Annotated in this window: 21 protein-coding genes; 15 read left to right on the top strand and 6 right to left on the bottom strand. The window is 52.9% G+C overall.

Translation table 11 applies throughout. The features are described 5' to 3' along the window. Positions 1-20 precede the first annotated feature (20 nt). Positions 21-425: an OsmC family protein gene (locus tag NA986_RS12950; RefSeq protein ID WP_001148919.1), complete on the top strand. Its 405-nt coding sequence runs from the start codon at positions 21-23 to the stop codon at positions 423-425. Positions 426-520: 95 nt separating this feature from the next. On the opposite strand, the gene NA986_RS12945 is transcribed toward NA986_RS12950, so the two are convergent. The 3 genes from NA986_RS12945 to NA986_RS12935 are packed head-to-tail and all read right to left on the bottom strand — an operon-like array spanning position 521 to position 2,724. After that, positions 521-1,390, bottom strand: coding sequence for a phosphoribulokinase (locus NA986_RS12945; protein ID WP_001274690.1), 870 nt, complete (start codon positions 1,388-1,390; stop codon positions 521-523). Positions 1,391-1,441: 51 nt separating this feature from the next. Further along, on the bottom strand, positions 1,442-1,660 hold the full coding sequence (locus NA986_RS12940; protein WP_000586568.1) for a YheU family protein: 219 nt from the start codon (positions 1,658-1,660) through the stop codon (positions 1,442-1,444). Beyond that, positions 1,657-2,724: a hydrolase gene (locus NA986_RS12935; protein ID WP_001214116.1), complete on the bottom strand. Its 1,068-nt coding sequence runs from the start codon at positions 2,722-2,724 to the stop codon at positions 1,657-1,659. Before NA986_RS12935 ends, NA986_RS12940 begins: the two co-directional genes overlap by 4 nt. Positions 2,725-2,921: 197 nt before the next feature. Here NA986_RS12935 and NA986_RS12930 point away from each other — a divergent pair, with 197 nt between their 5' ends. After that, on the top strand, positions 2,922-3,233 hold the full coding sequence (locus tag NA986_RS12930; protein ID WP_000047690.1) for a monooxygenase: 312 nt from the start codon (positions 2,922-2,924) through the stop codon (positions 3,231-3,233). A gap of 1 nt (position 3,234) precedes the next feature. Here NA986_RS12930 and NA986_RS12925 read toward each other — a convergent pair whose 3' ends face one another. Both NA986_RS12925 and NA986_RS12920 read right to left on the bottom strand, forming a co-directional pair. After that, positions 3,235-3,456, bottom strand: a complete 222-nt coding sequence (locus NA986_RS12925) for a helix-turn-helix domain-containing protein (protein WP_023216443.1) — start codon at positions 3,454-3,456, stop codon at positions 3,235-3,237. 15 nt (positions 3,457-3,471) lie between these two features. Then, the gene (locus tag NA986_RS12920) at positions 3,472-5,379 is read right to left on the bottom strand and encodes an ABC transporter ATP-binding protein (RefSeq protein ID WP_000634765.1); all 1,908 of its coding nucleotides are present in this window, start codon (positions 5,377-5,379) and stop codon (positions 3,472-3,474) included. Positions 5,380-5,644: 265 nt separating this feature from the next. On the opposite strand from NA986_RS12920, the gene kefG reads away from it, so the two are divergent. From kefG to slyD, 4 genes are all read left to right on the top strand, one after another. Further along, complete coding sequence (kefG, locus tag NA986_RS12915; RefSeq protein WP_000081820.1) at positions 5,645-6,196, top strand: glutathione-regulated potassium-efflux system ancillary protein KefG; 552 nt, start codon at positions 5,645-5,647, stop codon at positions 6,194-6,196. Then, positions 6,196-8,001 (top strand): glutathione-regulated potassium-efflux system protein KefB, encoded by a 1,806-nt coding sequence (gene kefB, locus NA986_RS12910; RefSeq protein ID WP_000398133.1) that lies wholly within the window; start codon positions 6,196-6,198, stop codon positions 7,999-8,001. Before kefG ends, kefB begins: the two co-directional genes overlap by 1 nt. Before the next feature lie 10 nt (positions 8,002-8,011). Further along, positions 8,012-8,212 carry a YheV family putative zinc ribbon protein gene (locus tag NA986_RS12905; protein ID WP_001007735.1) on the top strand — a complete coding sequence of 67 codons (201 nt, stop codon included), beginning with the start codon at positions 8,012-8,014 and terminating at the stop codon, positions 8,210-8,212. Between the two features lie 94 nt (positions 8,213-8,306). Then, a complete protein-coding gene (gene slyD / locus NA986_RS12900; protein ID WP_000861341.1) occupies positions 8,307-8,897 on the top strand; it encodes a peptidylprolyl isomerase in 591 nt (196 codons plus the stop codon). 188 nt (positions 8,898-9,085) lie between these two features. Here the strand turns inward: slyD and NA986_RS12895 are convergent, their stop codons facing one another. Continuing rightward, entirely contained in the window at positions 9,086-9,304 is a 219-nt protein-coding gene (locus NA986_RS12895) for a protein SlyX (protein WP_001152701.1), read from the bottom strand. A gap of 219 nt (positions 9,305-9,523) precedes the next feature. On the opposite strand from NA986_RS12895, the gene fkpA reads away from it, so the two are divergent. The 9 genes from fkpA to NA986_RS12850 all read left to right on the top strand — a co-directional run. Beyond that, entirely contained in the window at positions 9,524-10,342 is an 819-nt protein-coding gene (gene fkpA / locus NA986_RS12890) for an FKBP-type peptidyl-prolyl cis-trans isomerase (RefSeq protein WP_000838225.1), read from the top strand. Between the two features lie 276 nt (positions 10,343-10,618). Continuing rightward, positions 10,619-11,341 carry a helix-turn-helix transcriptional regulator gene (locus tag NA986_RS12885; RefSeq protein WP_000091471.1) on the top strand — a complete coding sequence of 241 codons (723 nt, stop codon included), beginning with the start codon at positions 10,619-10,621 and terminating at the stop codon, positions 11,339-11,341. Further along, a complete protein-coding gene (gene tusD / locus NA986_RS12880) occupies positions 11,341-11,727 on the top strand; it encodes a sulfurtransferase complex subunit TusD (RefSeq protein WP_001268010.1) in 387 nt (128 codons plus the stop codon). Before NA986_RS12885 ends, tusD begins: the two co-directional genes overlap by 1 nt. Further along, positions 11,727-12,083 carry a sulfurtransferase complex subunit TusC gene (gene tusC, locus NA986_RS12875; protein ID WP_000820705.1) on the top strand — a complete coding sequence of 119 codons (357 nt, stop codon included), beginning with the start codon at positions 11,727-11,729 and terminating at the stop codon, positions 12,081-12,083. Before tusD ends, tusC begins: the two co-directional genes overlap by 1 nt. 7 nt (positions 12,084-12,090) lie before the next feature. After that, on the top strand, positions 12,091-12,378 hold the full coding sequence (gene tusB / locus NA986_RS12870; RefSeq protein ID WP_000903398.1) for a sulfurtransferase complex subunit TusB: 288 nt from the start codon (positions 12,091-12,093) through the stop codon (positions 12,376-12,378). A 125-nt stretch (positions 12,379-12,503) separates the two neighbouring features. Then, positions 12,504-12,878 carry a 30S ribosomal protein S12 gene (gene rpsL, locus NA986_RS12865; protein WP_000246815.1) on the top strand — a complete coding sequence of 125 codons (375 nt, stop codon included), beginning with the start codon at positions 12,504-12,506 and terminating at the stop codon, positions 12,876-12,878. 95 nt (positions 12,879-12,973) lie between these two features. After that, positions 12,974-13,444, top strand: a complete 471-nt coding sequence (gene rpsG, locus NA986_RS12860; protein ID WP_001138043.1) for a 30S ribosomal protein S7 — start codon at positions 12,974-12,976, stop codon at positions 13,442-13,444. Positions 13,445-13,540: 96 nt separating this feature from the next. After that, positions 13,541-15,655: an elongation factor G gene (fusA, locus tag NA986_RS12855; protein WP_000124693.1), complete on the top strand. Its 2,115-nt coding sequence runs from the start codon at positions 13,541-13,543 to the stop codon at positions 15,653-15,655. A 71-nt stretch (positions 15,656-15,726) separates the two neighbouring features. Next, positions 15,727-16,403, top strand: a 677-nt coding sequence (locus tag NA986_RS12850; RefSeq protein WP_079965015.1) for a GTP-binding protein, incomplete at its 3' end; no start/stop codon positions are given.

The following is a 16,403-nucleotide window of genomic DNA, read 5'->3' as shown; positions in this document are numbered from 1 at the left end:
AAACATTGGAGTTACGAAATATGCAAGCGCGTGTAAAGTGGGTTGAAGGGCTCACGTTCCTCGGAGAGTCCTCCTCCGGCCACCAGATTTTAATGGATGGCAACTCCGGTGACAAAGCGCCGAGTCCGATGGAGATGGTATTAATGGCGGCTGGCGGATGTAGCGCTATTGATGTGGTATCAATCCTGCAAAAGGGCCGTCAGAATGTCACCAACTGCGAAGTGAAGCTGACATCCGAGCGCCGGGAAGACGCGCCGCGCCTGTTTACGCACATTAATCTGCATTTTATCGTTACCGGCAGCGATCTGAAAGAGGCTGCCGTCGCGCGCGCTGTCGATCTCTCCGCGGAAAAATATTGCTCGGTGGCGCTAATGCTGGAAAAAGCGGTCAATATTACCCATTCGTATGAAGTGATTGCGGCGTAACATGTGATGCCGGATGGCGGCGTGGCTTTATCCGGCCTACCCGTTTTTATCTCGTAGGCCCGATAAGCGTAGCGCCATCGGGCATTTCACCGCGGTTATTCGATTTTTTTGCCTTCCATTAATCGTTGCACCAGCGGCAACATAATCAGCTCCATCGCCAGCCCCATTTTGCCGCCCGGCACCACTAATGTATTAATGTGAGAAATAAACGAGCCCTGGAGCATCGCCAGGAGCCAGGGAAAATCGATCCCTTCCAGGTTGCGAAAATGGATCACCACAAAACTCTCATCCAGCGAGGGAATACCCTTTGCGGCGAACGGATTGGACGTGTCGACGGTCGGCACGCGCTGGAAGTTAATATGGGTACGCGAGAACTGCGGCGTAATGTAATTGATGTAGTCGTCCATGGAACGCACCACGGAATCCATCACCGCTTCACGGGAGTGCCCGCGCTCGCTGGTGTCGCGAATCAGTTTCTGAATCCACTCGAGGTTGACGATAGGCACCACGCCAACCAACAGATCAACATGACGCGCGACATCATGTTGCGGGGTGACGACGCCGCCGTGCAGTCCTTCATAAAACAGCACATCGGTCGGTTCGGGAAGCGGCTGCCAGGGCGTAAACGTGCCGGGAACCTGATTCCACGGTACGGCTTCATCATAGGTATGCAGATATTTACGCGACTGGCCTTTACCCGTCTGCCCGTACTCAATAAAGGTATGTTCCAGTAGGCTGAAGTCATTGGCTTCAGGCCCGAAATAGCTGATATGCCGCCCGGCGTCACGCGCTTTGCGGATCGCCATATCCATTTCCGGGCGGGTGTAACGATGAAAACTGTCGCCTTCCACCTCGGCGGCGTGCAGATTTAACTGCGCGAAAATTTTACGAAACGCGAGGCTGGTGGTGGTGGTCCCCGCGCCGCTTGACCCTGTTACTGCTATCACCGGATGTTTGGCTGACATGGCAACTCCATGATTGAGCTTTAGTAATAATGTATTGTCGGCAAAGGCGTTTTATTCGCGAAACTGCTTTTTCGGCATAATATTGACCGTTTCATGTAATTCAGACCATACCAGCACGGCCTCGCCGGATTGCAGTTGGCGTTTTACGTCAGCGACTTTTTGTTCAAGCGAACGTTCATGTTCACCATAATCGGTGCCTTCGCGCAACACAAAGCTTTCGATCAGGTTGTCCAGCGTGTCGGGGGCGAGCCCCTGCCAGGGAATGATCATGATGACGCCTCCAGGTACGTTGTCAGCCAGTCAGGAATTCGGCGTTCCAGCCACATTTCAGGGCGCAGCGGCGTACCGCCGATAAATCCTACGTGTCCGCCATGCTCAGTCAGCTGATACTCCACCTGCGGGGGCAGATCTTCCGCTTTAGGGATCACATGATGATCCATAAACGGATCGTCTTTAGCGTGAATAATCAGCGTCGGTTTAGCAATCTGGTTAAGCAACGGCATGGCGCTACACTGACGATAGTAGTCGATGGCGTCGGCAAAGCCGTGAATTTTCGCGGTGATCAGGTCGTCAAACTCGCGAATTCGGCGCATTGATTTCAGTTGCGCCAGATTCACCGGCAGCGACCCGGGATACGCCGCCAGCTTGCGTGACGCATTCGCTTTTAACAGATTAAGCAAATAACGCTGATAGACGCGGGAAAACCCTTTGTCCATGTGGTAGCTACAGGCTTCGAGAACAAAGGGCGCAGAAACAATCACCGCCGCCTCGATGGGAATATCGCGGCCTTCTTTCGCCAGTAGGCACGCCAGCATATTACCGCCGAGCGAATAGCCCACGGCGGCTGTCGGAACGGTGCCGAACTCCCGCTGTAGCCAGCGTAAAAACCAGGCTCCGTCCTCCGTTTCACCGGAGTGGTAAATACGATTCAGACGGTTGGGTTCGCCGCTACAGCCGCGAAAGTGCATCACCACGCCCAGCCAGCCGCGCTTTTGCGCCGCCTCAATCAGCCCGTGGGCATAGGGGCTGTTCAGGCTGCCTTCCAGACCGTGAAAGACCACCAGCCGCGGTTTATGCTTTGCCTGTTGCGGTTCTTCGCTCCATGCCAGATCGACAAAATCGCCGTCCGGTAGCTCCAGCCTCTGCCAGTGGGCGTTGAACTTCACTTTGCGGCGGATTAAGCGCGGCAGCATAGTTTGTAAATGGCGATTACGAATGCCACGCATGGGAATAAATTCATGCGAGTCATTGACAGGCGGGGTCATTTCTGTGGACGTGATCTCAACCATAGCACCAGAACAATTGATAATTGGAAACAATACTATACCGCGCATAAGGTTCACAGATTAGTCAATATGTGATTTTACGTTCAATTGGTCGTCTGGCGAAATAAAATTGCGCCTCATTTCACCAGAGGGGGCGGTATGCAAGGCGCGCGCAATACCCCACAGAAATCGCGTGAACCCCTGCATCAGCCGAATTAATCGTGGTAGTGTGGCAACACGATAGTTATGTGACTCAAGGAGAAGGCATGTCGAAGACACTTTTACAGATCCATTTTAACTTTAGCGGCCCTTTTGGCGAGGAGATGACTCAGCAACTGGTCGGGCTGGCGGAGTCTATCAATGAGGAGCCGGGCTTCATCTGGAAAATCTGGACAGAAAGCGAGAAAAACCAGCAAGCTGGCGGCATTTACTTGTTTGAATCCGAAGAAACGGCGCAGGCTTATATTAAAAAACACACTGCGCGTCTGAAAAATCTTGGCGTTGATGAGGTGACGTTTACATTATTTGGCGTGAACGACGCGCTGACGAAAATAAATCACGGCAACCTTTGCCGCTAAATCACATAACGCAGGCTTCTGTTCCGGTGCTGCCGACCGCAACGGTAATCTTTATACCGGGGCGAGTACCGAAGAGGCCTTTATGGACGAACAGCGGACAACGAACGTTCTCTTCCAGCGTGTGCAGCGCCTCGGCGGTGCGGGCGATGTTACCCTTCTCCATAAAGGTCATGAAGATGGTGAGCTTGCGGAAGGTAATGTCATCGGCGATTGACAGGTTCATCGTCCGCCCCGCGCGTTAGTCGTTCTGCATCATCTGCTCAAGCTGCTCCTGCGCCTCAAGCCATGCCATTTCACATTCTTCCAGCCCGGATTTGGCGCTGGCCTGCAGTTGCAGACACTCGGTCATCTCCGCTTTACGGCTTGGGTCATACAGGCTGCTGTCGCCGAGCTTCTCTTCCGCCTGCGCTAACTGGGCGTTGAGCTTTTCCATCTCTTTTTCCAGACGGGTAATCTCTTTACGCAGCGGCTGCGTCAGAGTGCGTAGCTCGGCTTCGCGACGCTTCTGATCTTTGCGTGACTGGGCGCTGTTGGCGTTGTTTTCCTTCGGCGCGTCGTCGGCCTGGTTTTCCTGCTTCTGCACGTCACTCAGCCACTGCTGATAATCTTCCAGGTCGCCGTCGAACGGTTCGACCTTTTTGTCGTGAACCAGATAGAGGTCGTCAGTGGTGGAGCGAATCAGGTGGCGGTCGTGCGACACGACGACCAATGCGCCTTCGAAATCAATCAGCGCTTCGGTGAGCGCCTGACGCATGTCGAGATCCAGGTGGTTGGTCGGTTCATCGAGCAACAGCAGATTTGGACGCTGCCAGACGATCAGCGCCAGTACCAGGCGCGCTTTTTCGCCGCCGGAGAAACGTTGCGTCTCTTCCGTTACTTTGTCGCCCTGGAAACCGAAGCCGCCGAGATAGTCGCGCAGCTTCTGCTCCAGTTCCTGCGGCGCCAGACGCGCCATATGCTGCAACGGGGATTCATCCGCGCGCAGGAACTCCAGTTGGTGCTGGGCGAAGTAGCCGAGCTTAATGCCTTTGGCGAGGCCAATCTCACCGTGTAGCGGCTCCAGTTCGCCCGCCAGCAGCTTGATCAGCGTCGATTTCCCCGCGCCGTTGCGGCCCAGCAGGCCGATACGCGAGCCGGGCACCAGGTTCAGCTTGATGGATTCCAGAATGATGCGATCGCCATAACCTGCGCTGACTTTTTCCATCTTCAGCAGCGGGTTCGGCAGGCTTTCCGGCGCGCGGAAGCTGAAATGGAACGGGTTGTCGACATGAGCCGGCGCAATCAGCTCCATACGCTCCAGCATCTTGATACGGCTTTGCGCCTGCTTGGCCTTGGTCGCTTTGGCGCGGAAACGGTCGATGTAGCTTTGCAGATGCGCCACACGCTCCTGCTGACTCTCATACATCGCCTGCTGCTGCGCCAGGCGCGTGGCGCGCTGAACTTCAAACGCGCTGTAGTTGCCGGTGTACTCGAACAGAGTCTGCTGTTCGATATGGATAATTTTATCCACTATCGGGTCAAGAAAATCGCGATCGTGGGAGATCAGAATCAGGGTGCCCGGATAGCTCTTCAGCCATTTTTCCAGCCAGATAACGGCATCCAGATCGAGGTGGTTGGTCGGTTCGTCGAGCAGCAGTAAATCGGAGCGGCAAATCAGCGCCTGAGCCAGGTTAAGGCGCATCCGCCAGCCGCCGGAAAAGTCGCTGACCGGACGTTCCAGCTGATCGTTAGAGAAGCCGAGGCCGTGTAGCAGGCTGGCGGCGCGCGAGCGAACGGTCCATGCGTCGATGGCGTCCAGCTTGCCGTGTATGGAGGCGATAGCATGTCCGTCGTTACGTTCGTTGGCGTCGTTAAGCTGCGCCTCCAGCTGCCGGTATTCACGGTCGCCGTCAATGACATACTCAATCGCTGGCTGAGGCAACGCAGGTGTTTCCTGATTCACCCACGCTAATTGCCAGGTTCCGGGCAGGGTAAAACTCCCGGCATCGGCGCTGATTTCATTTTTTAGCAATGCCAGCAGGGTAGATTTACCGCAGCCGTTTTTACCCACCAGGCCGACTTTCTGGCCTGGATTAATGGTAGCCGAGGCATTGTCCAGTAGGACGCGCACGCCGCGACGAATTTGTAACGAGGAGAAAACAATCATAAGGCGCCGTATGTTCAGACTATGTTAATTTATCATTATGATAATGTAATATTCGGGCGTACCGCCGCGCTGGAGCGCAATGGTAGCTCAAAACAACAACGATACACAAAATCATTCAGGCCGCCTTTGGTGAGGGACAAGAATATCTCTCATTAATCCCCAGCGGCGGACATAGAGTACGTTTCTGAGTTGAACAAACGCTATCAACGTAGAAGCGGCCTGAAGAATGGCATGTATCGACCCAAAACAACCGGGAGGGGGATTGATGTCTCAGCCAGCGAAAGTCTTGCTGTTGTATGCCCATCCGGAATCTCAGGACTCGGTTGCTAACCGGGTACTGCTTAAACCGGCCATACAGCACAATAACGTAACCGTGCACGATCTTTATGCGCGCTATCCTGATTTTTTTATCGACACGCCCTATGAACAAGCCCTGTTACGTGAGCACGACGTCATTGTTTTTCAGCATCCCCTTTACACCTATAGCTGTCCGGCTTTACTGAAAGAATGGCTTGATCGCGTTTTGAGTCGAGGATTCGCCAGCGGACCAGGGGGAAACCAACTGGTGGGAAAGTACTGGCGTAGCGTGATTACGACCGGCGAGCCGGAGAGCGCTTACCGGTATGACGCGCTAAACCGCTATCCAATGAGCGATGTACTCCGCCCTTTTGAACTGACCGCGGCCATGTGCCGGATGCACTGGATGCCGCCCATTATTGTGTACTGGGCGCGCCGTCAGTCGCCGCAGACGCTGGCCAGTCATGCGAAAGCCTATGGCGAGTGGCTGGCGAATCCTGTGAGCGCGGGAGGCTATTGATGGAAGGTGCTGATTTATTGACCGCGGGAGTGTTGTTCCTCTTCGCGGCGGTGGCGGCGGTGCCGTTAGCCGCCAGGCTGGGCATCGGCGCGGTGCTAGGGTATTTGCTGGCGGGAATCGCCATCGGTCCGTGGGGGCTGGGATTTATCAGCGACGTTGACGAGATCCTGCACTTTTCCGAACTGGGCGTCGTGTTTCTGATGTTTATCATTGGTCTCGAACTCAATCCGTCCCGGCTTTGGCAACTGCGGCGCTCTATCTTCGGCGTCGGCGCTGCTCAGGTGCTGTTAAGCGCGGCGGTGCTGGCGGGATTATTGATGCTTGCTGATTTCTTATGGCAGGCGGCGGTCGTCGGCGGGATTGGCCTGGCGATGTCTTCGACGGCGATGGCGCTACAACTGATGCGCGAGAAAGGCATGAATCGTAGCGAGTCCGGGCAGTTAGGGTTTTCCGTCTTACTGTTTCAGGATTTAGCGGTGATCCCCGCACTGGCGTTGGTGCCTTTACTGGCGGGATCGGCCGACGAGCATTTCGACTGGTTTAAAGTGGCAATGAAGGTACTGGCCTTCGCGGTAATGCTGATTGGCGGTCGTTACCTGTTGCGCCCGGTATTTCGTTTTATTGCTGCGTCCGGCGTGCGGGAGGTCTTCACTGCCGCGACGTTGTTGCTGGTGTTGAGCGCCGCCTTATTTATGGATGCGCTGGGACTGTCGATGGCCCTGGGAACCTTCATTGCCGGCGTTTTACTGGCAGAGAGCGAATACCGGCATGAGCTGGAAAACGCTATCGATCCCTTTAAAGGTTTACTGCTTGGGCTGTTCTTTATCTCCGTCGGTATGTCGCTAAATCTCGGCGTACTTTATACCCATTTACTGTGGGTGGCGGCGAGCGTTGTTATTCTGGTCGTCATAAAAATGCTGACGCTGTATCTGCTGGCGCGGTTATATGGAATAAGAAGTTCTGAACGGATGCAGTTTGCCAGCGTGCTGAGTCAGGGGGGCGAGTTCGCTTTTGTGCTCTTTTCTACCGCCTCTTCTCAGCGCCTGTTTCAGGGCGACCAGATGGCGTTATTATTGGTGACTGTCACGTTATCAATGATGACCACACCGCTACTGATGAAAGGGATTGATAAGTGGTTATCGCGCCGTCTTAATGGCCCGGAAGAGAATGATGAAAAGCCGTGGGTTGAGGATGATAAGCCCCAGGTAATTGTCGTCGGCTTTGGCCGTTTTGGTCAGGTGATCGCTCGCTTATTGATGGCGAATAAGATGCGTATCACCGTGCTGGAACGCGATATCGGCGCCGTTAATCTGATGCGCAAATATGGTTATAAAGTGTATTACGGCGACGCTACACAAGTCGAGCTGCTGCGTTCTGCGGGCGCGGAAGCGGCAGAGTCGATAGTCATCACGTGTAATGAACCGGAAGACACGATGAAGCTGGTGGCGCTGTGTCAGCAGCATTTTCCTCATCTGCATATTCTTGCGCGAGCGCGTGGACGTGTGGAGGCCCATGAGTTATTACAGGCTGGCGTCACGCAGTTTTCCCGTGAAACGTTTTCCAGCGCGCTGGAATTGGGACGTAAAACTCTGGTGTCGTTAGGTATGCATCCGCATCAGGCGCAACGCGCGCAGTTGCATTTTCGCCGGCTGGATATGCGAATGTTGCGGGAGCTGATCCCGGAGCATAGCGACATGGTACAGATTTCGCGCGCCAGAGAGGCCCGACGCGAACTGGAGGAGATTTTTCAGCGCGAAATGCAACAGGAACGGCGCCAGTTGGATGGCTGGGATGAATTTGAGTAGGGGTAAAACAATGGCAATCCGTAAACGTTTTATTGCAGGCGCGAAATGTCCGGCCTGTCAGGCGCAGGATACAATGGCGATGTGGCGTGAAAATAATGTCGATATTGTTGAATGCGTTAAGTGCGGGCATCAAATGCGGGAAGCGGATAAAGACGTCCGCGAGCATGTTCGCAAAGAAGAGCAAGTGATCGGGATTTTTCATCCGGACTAGCGATATGCCGCAGGTTTTTTTAAGCTAAGGGGTACACGGCTGCAGAATTCCGCTACAATCTGCGCCACTATTCTTCCCATGCTCAGGAGATATCATGAAAGTAGCAAAAGACCTGGTGGTCAGCCTGGCCTATCAGGTACGTACAGAAGACGGTGTGTTGGTTGATGAGTCTCCGGTGAGTGCGCCGCTGGATTACCTGCACGGTCACGGCTCCCTGATCTCTGGTCTGGAAACCGCGCTGGAAGGCCATGAAGTTGGCGACAAATTTGATGTCGCTGTTGGCGCGAACGACGCTTACGGCCAGTATGACGAAAATCTGGTGCAGCGTGTGCCTAAAGACGTCTTTATGGGCGTTGATGAACTGCAGGTAGGGATGCGTTTCCTGGCGGAAACCGACCAGGGCCCGGTACCGGTAGAGATTACCGAAGTGGAAGACGATCACGTTGTGGTTGATGGTAACCACATGCTGGCGGGCCAGAATCTGAAATTTAACGTAGAAGTTGTTGCGATTCGTGAAGCGACTGAAGAAGAACTGGCTCACGGTCATGTTCATGGCGCGCACGATCACCACCACGATCACGGTGAAGACGGCTGCTGTGGCGGTCATGGTCATGACCATGGTCACGAGCACGGCGGCGAAGGCTGCTGCGGCGGTGGTGGTAAAGGCGGCTGCGGTTGCCATTAATCCCCGTCGTCTTTCAAGCCACCGCGGTGTTGGCTACGCTTTCAAACCCCGGTCACATAGTTATCTATGCTCCCGGGGAATTTTCAAGCTTGCCGCCTTGCTGTGACTCGAAATCCTTAGGGTATTATCATTGGTTCGATAAATCATCGGGCACAAAAAAAGCGGGTTAACCCCGCTTTTTTTTCGTCTCAATAATGCGGCGGCGGCGTTTCTTCTGCCTGAGAGGCGATATTTGACGGCTGACTGGCTTTTAACTTTTCCGTGAGCAAACGTAGATGATCGCGCAGCTTCGCCATCTCCATTTCATGTGCGGTTACCGTCAGGTTTAGTTCTTCTATGGTAATCTCCTGGAACGCCAGACGGCTTTCCAGTTCAGCCAGACGAGCTTCCATCGTGATATCCTGCATGATGTACCTCTTTATGTTGTCTCCGTCGGCGGATTCTACTTAACTTTACCGGCTTTCACAGCAACCATTACGCGCACTACGAAACTAATTTAAACAAAAAGAGTCTGAAAAGAAGTGATAATAGGGCGTGTTCGTATGTTGATTTGTTCTGCAACGATTTATAGTACGCTTCTTACGTAAGTTAACATGGGGCGAGATGCCCCGGCCCTGGAGATATGGATGAAATCACTGTTTAAAGCCACGCTGCTGGCAACTACGATGGCCGTTGCTATGCACGCACCGATCACTTTTGCTGCTGATGCGGCGAAACCGGCAGCTACCGCTGATAGCAAAGCAGCATTTAAAAACGACGATCAAAAAGCGGCTTATGCGCTGGGCGCCTCGCTGGGTCGTTACATGGAAAATTCGCTTAAAGAGCAGGAAAAGTTGGGCATCAAACTGGATAAAGATCAGTTGATTGCCGGCGTTCAGGATGCCTTTGCCGATAAGAGCAAACTGTCCGATCAGGAAATTGAGCAAACGCTGCAGACGTTTGAAGCACGTGTGAAGAGCGCTGCTCAGGCGAAGATGGAAAAAGACGCTGCTGATAACGAAGCAAAAGGTAAAACGTTCCGCGACGCTTTTGCTAAAGAGAAAGGCGTGAAAACCTCCTCTACCGGTCTGCTTTACAAAGTAGAGAAAGAAGGCACAGGCGAGGCGCCGAAAGATAGCGATACCGTTGTGGTGAACTACAAAGGTACGCTGATCGACGGTAAAGAGTTTGATAACTCTTACACCCGCGGCGAACCGCTCTCCTTCCGTCTGGACGGCGTTATCCCTGGCTGGACTGAAGGCCTGAAAAATATTAAGAAAGGCGGCAAGATCAAACTGGTTATCCCACCGGCGCTGGCCTACGGTAAAACGGGCGTTCCGGGTATCCCGGCGAACTCCACCCTGGTATTCGACGTAGAGCTGCTGGATATCAAACCAGCGCCGAAAGCGGATGCTAAACCTGCCGATGCGGCTGACGCTAAAGCCGCAGATGCTGCTAAAAAATAAAAACTGAGAGCCGCCGCTTGTAATAGCGGCGGTTTTTTTTATTCAGGCCGGATATATTACTCACCATAATTTGATTTGCGGATAACGGCGCTTGCGCTGGTCGTTAAGGGCGAGACCGTAGGCTGAATGACCGCCAACGCACACGTAGTCTGAAATAGACGAGCAAATTAGTACTGGAAAGATGAACCCTCACTGTATTAATTTAATCATCCGCGTAAATAATGAGCCTGCCCTGAAAACATAACGACAGGCTCCTGAAAAGGAGTGTTTTTTTTCATGTCCAGGTCGCTTTTAACCAACGAAACCAGTGAACTTGATTTGCTGGATCAGCGTCCCTTCGAGCAAACCGACTTCGATATTCTGAAATCCTACGAAGCGGTAGTGGACGGGTTAGCGATGCTTATAGGTTCCCATTGTGAAATCGTATTGCACTCTTTGCAGGATCTAAAATGTTCAGCCATTCGTATTGCCAATGGCGAACATACGGGCCGTAAAATTGGCTCGCCGATTACCGACCTGGCGTTGCGCATGCTGCACGACATGACAGGGGCGGACAGTAGCGTGTCGAAATGCTATTTCACGCGCGCGAAAAGCGGTGTCTTGATGAAGTCGTTGACGATTGCCATTCGCAACCGCGAGCAGCGCGTCATTGGTCTACTGTGCATCAACATGAATCTTGATGTGCCATTTTCACAGATTATGAATACCTTTATTCCGCCGGAAACGCCGGAAGTCGGCTCAGCGGTTAATTTTGCCTCCTCAGTCGAAGATTTAGTCACCCAGACGCTGGAGTTCACGATCGAAGAAGTGAATGCCGATCGTAATGTCTCTAACAATGCGAAAAATCGTCAGATCGTCCTTAACCTGTACGAAAAAGGCATTTTCGATATTAAAGACGCCATTAACCAGGTAGCCGATCGTCTGAATATCTCAAAACACACGGTTTACCTCTATATTCGCCAGTTCAAAAGCGGCGATTTTCAGGGGCAGGATAAATAATGCGTTATGCCATTATGGTCACCGGGCCGGCATATGGCACCCAGCAGGCCAGCAGCGCATTGCAGTTCGCCCACGCGCTGCTCAATGAGGGGCATGAGTTAGCCAGCGTCTTTTTCTATCGGGAAGGGGTCTATAACGCCAATCTCCTGACCTCGCCGGCGAGCGATGAATATGATCTGGTACGCGCCTGGCAGAAATTGAATACGCAGCATGGCGTAGCGCTGAACATCTGTGTCGCGGCGGCGCTTCGTCGCGGTATTATTGATGAAACTGAAGCCGGCAGACTGGCGTTGCCGTCCGCCAATCTTCAGCCGGGCTTTACGCTAAGCGGCCTGGGCGCGCTGGCGGAGGCATCTCTCACCTGCGATCGGGTGGTGCAGTTTTAATGAAACGTATTGCATTTGTCTTTTCCACCGCGCCGCACGGCAGCGCCTCAGGCCGTGAAGGACTGGATGCGCTGCTGGCGACGTCAGCGCTAACGGAAGCGCTGGGCGTCTTTTTTATCAGCGACGGCGTCTTTCAGTTATTACCGGGACAAAAACCAGACGCTGTGCTGGCGCGTGACTATATTGCTACTTTCAAGCTCTTTGATTTGTACGATATTGATCAATGCTGGATCTGCGCGGCATCGCTGCGCGAGCGTGGTCTGGAGAACGTTAATTTTGTGGTAGACGCCACGCCGCTGGAACCCGTGGCGCTACGCCGCGAGCTTGGCAACTATGATGTCATCCTGAGATTCTGAGGCGTTTATGCTGCATACCTTACCTCATTGCGCCTCGGGCGTTGATTTTCCCGCTTTGCTGCGTCTGCTAAAAGAGGGCGATGCGCTTTTGTTGCTCCAGGATGGCGTTACCGTCGCGATTGAAGGTAACCGCTTCCTTGAAAGTCTGCGCGATGCCCCCATAACGGTCTATGCCTTGAAAGAAGATATTGACGCCCGTGGCCTGGGTGGTCAAATTTCAGACAGTGTCGTCAGGGTTGACTATACTGAGTTTGTCAGACTCACGGTTAAGTATGCCAACCAGATGGCCTGGTGATGGCGGGATCGTTGTATATTTCTTGACACCTTTTCGACACCGCCCTAAAATTCGGCGTCCTCATATTGTGTGAGGGCGTTTTATTACGTGTTTACGAAGCAAAAGCTAAAACCAGGAGCTATTTAATGGCAACAGTTAACCAGCTGGTACGCAAACCACGTGCTCGCAAAGTTGCGAAAAGCAACGTGCCTGCGCTGGAAGCATGCCCGCAAAAACGTGGCGTATGTACTCGTGTATATACTACCACTCCTAAAAAACCGAACTCCGCACTGCGTAAAGTTTGCCGTGTTCGTCTGACTAACGGTTTTGAAGTGACTTCCTACATCGGTGGTGAAGGTCACAACCTGCAGGAGCACTCCGTGATCCTGATCCGTGGCGGTCGTGTTAAAGACCTCCCGGGTGTTCGTTACCACACCGTTCGTGGCGCGCTTGACTGCTCCGGCGTTAAAGACCGTAAGCAAGCTCGTTCTAAGTACGGCGTGAAGCGTCCTAAGGCTTAATGGTTCTCCGTTAAGTAAGGCCAAACGTTTTAAATTAATGTCAAACTAAACTCGTAGAGTTTTGGACAATCCTGAATTAACAACGGAGTATTTCCATGCCACGTCGTCGCGTCATTGGTCAGCGTAAAATTCTGCCGGATCCGAAGTTCGGATCAGAACTGCTGGCTAAATTTGTCAATATCCTGATGGTAGATGGTAAAAAATCTACTGCAGAATCAATCGTATACAGCGCGCTGGAGACCCTGGCTCAGCGTTCTGGTAAATCTGAACTGGAAGCTTTCGAAGTCGCTCTCGAAAACGTTCGCCCGACTGTAGAAGTTAAATCCCGCCGTGTAGGTGGTTCTACTTATCAGGTACCAGTTGAAGTCCGTCCGGTCCGTCGTAATGCTCTGGCAATGCGTTGGATCGTAGAAGCTGCTCGTAAACGCGGTGATAAATCCATGGCTCTGCGCCTGGCGAACGAACTTTCTGACGCTGCAGAAAACAAAGGTACTGCAGTTAAGAAACGTGAAGACGTTCACCGTATGGCAGAAGCCAACAAGGCGTTCGCACACTACCGTTGGTAATCCCTTCGGAGTCATAGTCACCAGGCGGGCGCTTCAGGTAAGTCGCCCGTTTTGGATAACTTAACTGAACGCCTAAAGATATCAACGAGGAATCAAATGGCTCGTACAACACCCATCGCACGCTACCGTAATATCGGTATCAGTGCGCACATCGACGCCGGTAAAACCACTACTACCGAACGTATTCTGTTCTACACCGGTGTAAACCACAAAATCGGTGAAGTTCATGACGGCGCAGCTACCATGGACTGGATGGAGCAGGAGCAGGAGCGTGGTATTACTATCACCTCCGCAGCGACTACTGCATTCTGGTCTGGTATGGCTAAGCAGTATGAACCGCATCGCATCAACATCATCGACACCCCGGGGCACGTTGACTTCACTATCGAAGTAGAACGTTCCATGCGTGTTCTCGATGGTGCGGTAATGGTTTACTGCGCAGTTGGTGGTGTTCAGCCGCAGTCTGAAACCGTATGGCGTCAGGCAAACAAATACAAAGTTCCGCGCATTGCGTTCGTTAACAAAATGGACCGCATGGGCGCGAACTTCCTGAAAGTTGTTGGTCAGATCAAAACCCGTCTGGGCGCGAACCCGGTTCCGCTGCAGCTGGCAATTGGTGCTGAAGAAGGTTTCACCGGCGTTGTTGACCTGGTGAAAATGAAAGCCATCAACTGGAACGATGCCGACCAGGGCGTTACCTTCGAATACGAAGATATCCCGGCTGACATGCAGGACCTGGCTAACGAATGGCACCAGAACCTGATCGAGTCCGCCGCAGAAGCTTCTGAAGAGCTGATGGAAAAATACCTGGGTGGTGAAGAACTGACTGAAGAAGAGATCAAACAAGCTCTGCGTCAGCGCGTTCTGAACAACGAAATCATCCTGGTAACCTGTGGTTCTGCATTCAAGAACAAAGGTGTTCAGGCGATGCTGGATGCGGTAATTGATTACCTGCCATCCCCGGTAGACGTACCTGCGATCAACGGTATTCTGGACGACGGTAAAGATACTCCGGCTGAGCGTCACGCAAGCGACGACGAGCCGTTCTCTGCGCTGGCGTTCAAAATCGCTACCGACCCGTTTGTGGGTAACCTGACCTTCTTCCGTGTGTACTCCGGTGTGGTTAACTCTGGTGATACCGTACTGAACTCCGTGAAAACCGCACGTGAGCGTTTCGGTCGTATCGTTCAGATGCACGCCAACAAACGTGAAGAGATCAAAGAAGTTCGCGCGGGCGACATCGCGGCTGCTATCGGCCTGAAAGACGTGACTACCGGTGACACCCTGTGTGATCCGGAAAACCCGATCATTCTGGAACGTATGGAATTCCCTGAGCCGGTAATCTCCATCGCGGTAGAACCGAAAACCAAAGCTGACCAGGAAAAAATGGGTCTGGCTCTGGGCCGTCTGGCGAAAGAAGACCCGTCATTCCGCGTATGGACTGATGAAGAATCTAACCAGACCATCATCGCTGGTATGGGTGAACTTCACCTGGATATCATCGTTGACCGTATGAAGCGTGAATTCAACGTTGAAGCTAACGTGGGTAAACCTCAGGTTGCTTACCGCGAAGCGATTCGCGCGAAAGTTACCGACATCGAAGGTAAACACGCGAAACAGTCTGGTGGTCGCGGTCAGTATGGTCATGTTGTTATCGACATGTACCCGCTGGAGCCGGGCTCTAACCCGAAAGGTTACGAGTTCATCAACGACATCAAAGGTGGTGTAATTCCTGGCGAATACATCCCGGCCGTTGATAAAGGCATCCAGGAGCAGCTGAAATCTGGCCCGCTGGCGGGTTATCCGGTAGTTGATCTCGGTGTGCGTCTGCACTTCGGTTCTTACCATGACGTTGACTCCTCTGAGCTGGCGTTTAAACTGGCTGCGTCTATTGCCTTTAAAGAAGGCTTTAAGAAAGCAAAACCAGTTCTGCTTGAGCCGATCATGAAGGTTGAAGTAGAAACACCTGAAGAGAATACCGGTGACGTTATCGGCGACCTTAGCCGCCGTCGTGGTATGCTCAAAGGTCAGGAATCTGAAGTTACAGGCGTTAAGATCCACGCTGAAGTACCGCTGTCTGAAATGTTCGGATATGCAACTCAGCTGCGTTCTCTGACCAAAGGTCGCGCATCGTACACTATGGAATTCCTGAAGTATGATGATGCGCCGAACAACGTTGCTCAGGCCGTAATCGAAGCCCGTGGTAAATAAGCCGCAGGGTTAAAAACCAAAATCCCGTGCTCTCTCCTGAAGGGGAGAGCGCTATAGTAAGGAATATAGCCGTGTCTAAAGAAAAATTTGAACGTACAAAACCGCACGTTAACGTCGGCACCATCGGCCACGTTGACCACGGTAAAACTACCCTGACCGCTGCAATCACCACCGTACTGGCTAAAACCTACGGCGGTGCTGCTCGTGCATTCGACCAGATCGATAACGCTCCGGAAGAAAAAGCGCGTGGTATCACCATCAACACTTCTCACGTTGAATACGATACCCCGACCCGCCACTACGCACACGTAGACTGCCCGGGGCACGCCGACTATGTTAAAAACATGATCACCGGTGCTGCTCAGATGGACGGCGCGATCCTGGTTGTTGCTGCGACTGACGGTCCGATGCCGCAGACCCGTGAGCACATCCTGCTGGGTCGTCAGGTAGGCGTTCCGTACATCATCGTGTTCCTGAACAAATGCGACATGGTTGATGACGAAGAGCTGCTGGAACTGGTTGAAATGGAAGTTCGTGAACTTCTGTCTCAGTACGACTTCCCGGGCGACGACACTCCGATCGTTCGTGGTTCTGCTCTGAAAGCGCTGGAAGGCGACGCAGAGTGGGAAGCGAAAATCATCGAACTGGCTGGCTTCCTGGATTCTTACATTCCGGAACCAGAGCGTGCGATTGACAAGCCGTTCCTGCTGCCGATCGAAGACGTATTCTCCATCTCCGGTCGTGGTAC

It is taken from the genome of Salmonella sp. NW177, assembly GCF_051811585.1.
Lineage (GTDB): Bacteria > Pseudomonadota > Gammaproteobacteria > Enterobacterales > Enterobacteriaceae > Salmonella > Salmonella enterica.
Note: the sequence above shows the minus strand (reverse complement) of the source record. Positions and strands in the feature narration are given on the sequence as shown.

Coding starts and splice junctions, on each gene's coding strand:
- NA986_RS12945 (WP_001274690.1), bottom strand. CDS start 1,390: ATGTCAGCCAAACATCCGGTGATAGCAGTAACAGGGTCAAGCGGCGCG.
- tusD (WP_001268010.1), top strand. CDS start 11,341: ATGCGTTATGCCATTATGGTCACCGGGCCGGCATATGGCACCCAGCAG.
- kefG (WP_000081820.1), top strand. CDS start 5,645: ATGTCTCAGCCAGCGAAAGTCTTGCTGTTGTATGCCCATCCGGAATCT.
- tusB (WP_000903398.1), top strand. CDS start 12,091: ATGCTGCATACCTTACCTCATTGCGCCTCGGGCGTTGATTTTCCCGCT.
- rpsL (WP_000246815.1), top strand. CDS start 12,504: ATGGCAACAGTTAACCAGCTGGTACGCAAACCACGTGCTCGCAAAGTT.
- NA986_RS12930 (WP_000047690.1), top strand. CDS start 2,922: ATGTCGAAGACACTTTTACAGATCCATTTTAACTTTAGCGGCCCTTTT.
- tusC (WP_000820705.1), top strand. CDS start 11,727: ATGAAACGTATTGCATTTGTCTTTTCCACCGCGCCGCACGGCAGCGCC.
- fkpA (WP_000838225.1), top strand. CDS start 9,524: ATGAAATCACTGTTTAAAGCCACGCTGCTGGCAACTACGATGGCCGTT.
- NA986_RS12950 (WP_001148919.1), top strand. CDS start 21: ATGCAAGCGCGTGTAAAGTGGGTTGAAGGGCTCACGTTCCTCGGAGAG.
- NA986_RS12925 (WP_023216443.1), bottom strand. CDS start 3,456: ATGAACCTGTCAATCGCCGATGACATTACCTTCCGCAAGCTCACCATC.
- slyD (WP_000861341.1), top strand. CDS start 8,307: ATGAAAGTAGCAAAAGACCTGGTGGTCAGCCTGGCCTATCAGGTACGT.
- NA986_RS12895 (WP_001152701.1), bottom strand. CDS start 9,304: ATGCAGGATATCACGATGGAAGCTCGTCTGGCTGAACTGGAAAGCCGT.
- fusA (WP_000124693.1), top strand. CDS start 13,541: ATGGCTCGTACAACACCCATCGCACGCTACCGTAATATCGGTATCAGT.
- NA986_RS12885 (WP_000091471.1), top strand. CDS start 10,619: ATGTCCAGGTCGCTTTTAACCAACGAAACCAGTGAACTTGATTTGCTG.
- NA986_RS12935 (WP_001214116.1), bottom strand. CDS start 2,724: ATGCGCGGTATAGTATTGTTTCCAATTATCAATTGTTCTGGTGCTATG.
- NA986_RS12920 (WP_000634765.1), bottom strand. CDS start 5,379: ATGATTGTTTTCTCCTCGTTACAAATTCGTCGCGGCGTGCGCGTCCTA.
- rpsG (WP_001138043.1), top strand. CDS start 12,974: ATGCCACGTCGTCGCGTCATTGGTCAGCGTAAAATTCTGCCGGATCCG.
- NA986_RS12905 (WP_001007735.1), top strand. CDS start 8,012: ATGGCAATCCGTAAACGTTTTATTGCAGGCGCGAAATGTCCGGCCTGT.
- kefB (WP_000398133.1), top strand. CDS start 6,196: ATGGAAGGTGCTGATTTATTGACCGCGGGAGTGTTGTTCCTCTTCGCG.
- NA986_RS12940 (WP_000586568.1), bottom strand. CDS start 1,660: ATGATCATTCCCTGGCAGGGGCTCGCCCCCGACACGCTGGACAACCTG.